Source organism: Streptomyces sp. CC53, assembly GCF_001865245.1.
In the GTDB taxonomy this organism is placed as follows: Bacteria; Actinomycetota; Actinomycetes; order Streptomycetales; family Streptomycetaceae; genus Streptomyces.
Map to the genome: position 1 here is coordinate 1 of NZ_MKXB01000115.1, position 5,065 is coordinate 5,065.

The 5,065-nt window shown below is 76.5% G+C and carries 2 protein-coding genes; both read right to left on the reverse strand.

The window, feature by feature from the left end; genetic code table 11:
• Positions 1 to 4,630 (reverse strand): beta-ketoacyl synthase N-terminal-like domain-containing protein (locus BJP40_RS11360; protein WP_079171087.1); only part of this gene is annotated, 4,630 nt, incomplete at its 3' end.
• A 26-nt stretch (positions 4,631 to 4,656) separates the two neighbouring features.
• Positions 4,657 to 5,065, reverse strand: a 409-nt coding sequence (locus tag BJP40_RS11365; protein ID WP_143065932.1) for an acyl carrier protein, incomplete at its 5' end; no start/stop codon positions are given.

Consider the following 5,065-nt stretch of genomic DNA (forward strand, 5'->3'; position numbering starts at 1 on the left):
CCTCCACCAGACCGATCGACTCCACCGACACCCCCGCATCCGCCAACGCGGCCGAGATGACCTCCGCCTGGGCGCGGGGGCTGGGCGCGGAGTAGCGCGTGGTGCGGCCGCCGTGGTTCACGGCAGCGCCCTTGACGACGCCCCGGATCCGGTCGCCGTCGCGCAGTGCGTCGTCGCATCGCCGCAGGACCACCGCCACGGCGCCCTCACCGGGCACGAAGCCGTCGGCGGTGCTGTCGAAGGCTCGGCTGCGGTGGCGCGGGGAGAGGGCCATCATGTCCCCCATCGACCGGAAGTACTCCGGGCTGATGCCGGCGTGGACGGCGCCGATGACCGCCGTGTCGATGTCGCCGGAGCGCAGGTGCTGCAGCGCGGAGTGCAGGGCGACCAGCGACGACGAACACAGCGTGTTGACGACCGTGCTGGGGCCGCGCCAGTCCATCAGGTACGAGAGCCGGTTGGCGATCATCGCCTCCAGGCCCAGGCCCCGCCCTTCGAGCACGCCGTGCCGGACGCGTTCCTCGTGGTAGTGGTCGTGGCTGTACGCGATCCACAGCCCGGTGCGGTCGTCGGCGGCGCGGGATCCGCCGCGCCCGCCGTCCTCGATGGCCTCCCAGATCGTCTCGTAGACGATGCGGGCCTGGGGGTCGATCAGCGGCGCCTCCCGGGCGGATATCCGGAAGGGCGCCGGGTCGAACTCGTCGACCCTGTCGAGGAAGGAGGCGTGCGGGAGGGTGCCGGGGGCGTCGGCGCGGCGGCTCTCCGGCAGGGGGCCGACGGTGTCGCGGCCTTCCATGAGCAGTTCGGCGAAGGCCGTCAGCGTTCCGGCCGTGGGCAGCCTGACCGCGGCGCCGACGACGGCGATGTCGCGCTGCCTCGCTGCCGGTGCGGCCTCGCCGGGTGCGGTTTCGCGCGCCGCGCGGGGCCGCCCGGGGGCGGCGGCCGTCCGCGCCGCCTGAGCGGGCGCGCTCGGCGGTGCCGGCTGCTGGTGCGACGGCTGCGGTGGCCGGGAGCCGGACGGCCTACCGGGGGTGGTGGCGGCCGGGGGCGCCGGGTCTGCCGGGGCCGCGGGGGCGTCCGGCTCCGCCGGGTGCGTCCCGCGCTCGGGGGCCGCTGCGGTGTCCGGGATCACCGGCCCGGGAAGCCGCTCGATGAGCTCCGGTGCCTCCTCGGTGAGGAACTCGGCGAACTGGCGCGGTGTCGGGTACTCGAAGAAGACCGTCGGGTAGAGGGACAGGTCGTGTTCCCGGGAGATCCGCTCGCTGAGTGCCACAAGCCCGACGGAGTCGAAGCCGGCGGAGAGGAACTCGGTGTCGGCGTGCTCCTCGGACGTGCCCGTCATGGCCAGGAACCAGGCCAGCGCGCGGGCCGCGGGCGAACCTACGGCGGCCTGGACGGCCGTGGTGGGCCGCGCCGCGGGGGCGGGCTCGGCGGCGCCGTCCGGGAGGGGCGGTACGGCCGCAGCGGGCACGGTCCCCGCGGCCGGATCGGCCGGGGCGACGGCGGCGCCCCGGCCCGGCCCGGAGGCGGCCGTGTCCGGGAGGACGTGCGCAGCGGCGGCGGCGAGCGCGTCCGGGCCCGGCCGGGAGGCGGCAGCCGCGGCCGGGGCGGTCCCGGCGGGGCGGGAGACGGCGGTGGGAGCGGCCCCGGGCGCGGCGTCCTCGCGGAACGCCTGGGCCGGAACGCGCTTGGACGCCATGTCCCCGAAGACGAGCAGCGGCGTGCCCTGCTCGTCGGTGACGGTCTGGGTGACGCGGCACGCCTCGTCGTTCCAGAAGGCGATCTCGGTACGGACGTACGCGGCGTCGTCCAGCGGGGCCAGCACGTCGAGCCGGCCCACCGACAGCGGGATGAACGCGGAGGCGTCGGCGGTGCCGAAGACCGGGTTGGCGGGGTCGATGGCCGCCACGGTGACGCTGTCCAGGAGGCCGGGGAAGAGCAGGACGCCGGGCGGGTTCAGCTCCCGCTGGCGCGGGCCCTCGATCCGGGCGAGCGTGCCGCCGTCCGGCAGGCTCGCGACCCAGGAGATGTTCCGGTAGTAGCGCCCGTGGTGGTAGCCGATCCGCCGCAGCCACCGGTAGAGGCCGGAGCCCGCGTGGACGGCGGAGCCGGCGCAGTCGGCCAGCAGGGCGCCGACGGGGAGGCGGGGCACCGGCTCGGGGCGGGGCCCGTCGGCGAGGCGGCCGGTGACGAAGAGGTCGCCGTTCTCCCCGTCCTCGACGCGGAACCGGCCCTGCCCGTCGACCCGGCCGATGACCCGGCGGGCACCGGAGGGGATGAGGGGGCGGTGGAAGAGGACGTCCAGCGCTCCGTGGAAGGGCTCACCGCGCAGGGCGGCGCCCTCACGGAGGAAGTCGAACCAGGCCACGCCCGGGAGCATCAGCGTCCGGTACACGGAGTGCTGGGCGATGGGGACCTCGCCCGGCCCGAACACCCGGGCGTACGTGTACCCGGCGGGCCCCTCGTCGGCCACGAGCTCCGCGGGCGAGCCGGGCTCGGCGGAGCGGAGCGGCTCGGCCAGGTCCAGGGCACGTCCGCGCGGCTGCGCGACCGGCAGCAGCCGCTTGCTCCACGCACCGCCCGTCGTCTTCTGGTGTACGCCCCAGTCGACGTCCCGGCCGGCCTCGTACAGGTCGGCGGCGAGCGTGGCCAGCACGGTCGCGGCCGCCCGCTCGTCGTGCGCCCCGGCCAGGCGCCCGCCGGCGTCGTGGCCCGCAGTGTCCGGGTACCCGGCGTCGGGGGCGTGGTCGCCGTCGCGTCGCAGCACGTCGCCGAGCGCCTCCTCCAGCGGCAGGCCGCCCCGTACGAAGACGCCGACCGCCTCCCAGCCCGGGGGGAGGTCGACGGCGTCGTCCGGCAGCCCGAGGTCGCGCAGGGCGATGGCGAGGGCGATCCCGGAGAGGATGCGCAGCAGTTCGCCGGAGAACGCGGCGAGGGGGGTGCCGGTGGCCGCCTCGAAGAGGCCCACGACCTCGTGCACGGCGGGGAGGGACCGGTCGAGTGCGGTGAGCCACGCGGGCGGCGCGGCGGCGGCTTCGGGGCGTACGGACACGGTGGCGCGCGGCGTTCCGGTGCCGCCGGGGGCGAGGAGCCGGGCGCGGAGGGCGGCCGTGAGCTGCTCGGCGTCCTCGCCGACGACGGCGAGCCGCTCGGCCCGGTGCGGCCTGGCGAGCCGGGCGGTGGCGCACACGTCGGCCAGCTCCCCTGGGCGGTCCGCGAGGGACGGCAGGAACTCGACCCACTGCGCGGCGAGTTCCCTCAGCGCGTAGGGGGTGTCGGCGGAGAGGGTCAGCACCTGGACGGGGATCCGTGCCCGTGCCGGGGCGGCGGGGGCGGGGACGGCTTCGGCCACGACGTGCGCGTTGGTGCCGCCGAAGCCGAAGCCGCTCACGGCGGCCCGGCGTACCGGCGCGTCGGGCCAGGGCCGGGCCGTCTCGGGCAGGTGGAAGGGGCTGTCGGCCAGGTTGAGGCGGGGGTTGGGGGACTCCACGGCCACGGCGGGCACGGTGCCCTCCCGCAGCGACACGATGATCTTGGCGAGTCCGGCGAGTCCGGAGGCGGAGTGGAGGTGGCCGATGCGGCGCTTGACCGAACCGAGCGCCACCGAGTTGCGCGGCACGCCGTGGCGCCCGAACACCTCGGTCAGGGCCCGCACTTCGATGGGGTCGCCGATGGCGGTGCCGGTGCCGTGCGCCTCGACGTACTGCACGGTCGCCGGGTCGACGGTCCGGTAGACCTTGTCGAGCAGGTCGATCTGGGCTTCCAGGTTGGGGGTGGTGACGCCCATCGTGCGGCCGTCGTTGTTGACCGCGACTCCGCTGATCGCGCCGAGGACGAGGTCGCCGTCCCGGCGCGCCGCGGCCATCGGCTTGAGCACCAGGGCGGCCGCCCCCTCGCCGGGGACGTAGCCGTTGGCCCGGCTGTCGAAGGTGTGGCAGAGGCCGTCCGGGGAGAGCGCCCCGGTGCGGGAGAGGAGGACGAAGGTCAGCGGGTCGATGAGCAGGTCGACCGCGCCGACGAGGGCGAGTTCGCAACTGCCGGCCGCGAGGCTCTGGCAGGCGAGCCAGACCGCCGACAGCGACGAGGAGCAGGCCGTGTCGACGACGAGGCTGGGCCCGGCGAGGTCGAAGCGGTCGGACAGCCAGGCCGCCATGAAGTTCTGCGACCGCCCCCACAGGGCGGCGGGGCCGGGCCCGCCCGGGCCGGCCGGGGCGCCGGGGGCGACCGGGCCGCGGCCCTGGTCGAACCCGTAGGCGTTCATCCGGGCGCCGACGAAGACGCCGGCGTCGAGGCGGCGGTGCACGCCCAGGTACCCGGCGTCCTCCAGGGCCCGCGCGCCGACCTCCATCATGACGCGTTGCTGCGGGTCGAGGAGGACGGCCTCCTCGGCGGTCAGGCCGAAGGCCCCGTGGTCGAAGGAGAACGGGTCGACGAGGAACGCGCCTCGGTGGTGGGTGCCGCGGTGCGGTGCCTCGCCGAGGTAGAGGTGGCGGGCCCAGCGGCTCGGCGGGACCTCGCCGACCTCGACGCCGTCACGGCCCAGCATGGCCGTCAGGTCGGTCACGTCCTCGGCGCCCGGCAGCCTCACCGCGAGGCCGATGACGGCGATGCGGGTGTCGCGCTCGGTCACAGGTGTCCTTTCGTTCGGCTCGCCGGTCATGCCCGGACCGCCCCTCGCTGTCCGTCACGGTCGAGCAGAGGCCGCAGCAGGGCGCTCAGGGCGGAGCCGGCGGTACCGTCGCGGTCGGGGGCGGGGGTGTGCTCGGGAGCAGGTCGTGCCTGGGGGGCGAGTCCGGCCGCGATGTCGTCGGCCGTCCGTGCCCGCATCAGCAGGGACGGGTCGACGGTCAGCCCGCCGCCCCGTTCGAGGGCGGTGGTCAGTTCGGCGATCATGAGGGAGTCCAGGCCCAGCTTCTGGAGCGGCCGGTCCCCGGGGTCCTCGCCCAGCACGTGGAGGAAGGCGTCCCGGACCCGGGCGCGCAGCGCGCTCGCGTCCTGCGCCGCGCCGGCCTGCGCCGGCGCGGCGTGGCTCGCGGCGCGGGCAGCCGGCGCGGCGGGCGCGGAC